General features: G+C 67.3%; 1 protein-coding gene. It reads left to right on the plus strand.

The genetic code is table 11. The features are described 5' to 3' along the window. The coding region (locus INQ47_RS25625) for an Ig-like domain-containing protein (RefSeq protein ID WP_404702900.1) at window positions 1-739 on the plus strand (739 nt) is incomplete at both ends.

Below are 739 nucleotides of genomic sequence, written 5' to 3' on the forward strand. Positions count from 1 at the left end.
CAAGCGGCAATGCGTCCGTGGCTACCGAGTACGACGTACCGCTGACCACTGCGCCCGATAGCCCGAGCAATCTGGCCATCAATGCTGATGGCACCACCCTCACCGGTACCGCGCCGGCCGGCACCCGTGTGGAAGTACATGACACCAACGGCACGCTGATTGGCACTGTGGTGGCGGGCCCCGACGGCAGCTTCACCGTCACCCTCGACCCGCCTCAGGCCAACGGCGAACTGCTGGACGTGGTCGCTATCGATGACGGCGGCGTCTCCTCGCTGCCTACCCAGATCACCGCACCGGATATCACCGCCCCTGCCGCACCGACCGAACTGGCCGTCAGCGCGGACGGCAGCGTTATCACCGGCCGTGCCGAACCGGGCAGCACCGTGCGCATCGTGGCTGCCGACGGCATTGAACTGGGCACTGCCGTGGTCGGCCCGACCGGCGTGTTCAGCCTCAACCTCAACCCACCACAAGTTGACGGCGAAGTGCTGCAGGCCACGGCGACCGATGCCGCTGGCAATACTTCCGTTGCCAGCTCGGTCACCGCCCCAGACATCGATGGCGGCGACACCACCCCGCCTGAAGCCCCGACCAACCTGGTGATCGGCCTTGCCGGCAGCCAACTCAGCGGTAGAGGCGAAGTGGGCACCACCGTGCAGGTGCGTGACGCGGCCGGCAACATCCTCGCGACTGGCACCGTCGCTGCAGATGGCACCTTCGTCATCGCCCTGGACCCTGC

The organism is Pseudomonas sp. 3HC3, assembly GCF_044904505.1.
Lineage (GTDB): Bacteria > Pseudomonadota > Gammaproteobacteria > Pseudomonadales > Pseudomonadaceae > Aquipseudomonas > Aquipseudomonas putida_Y.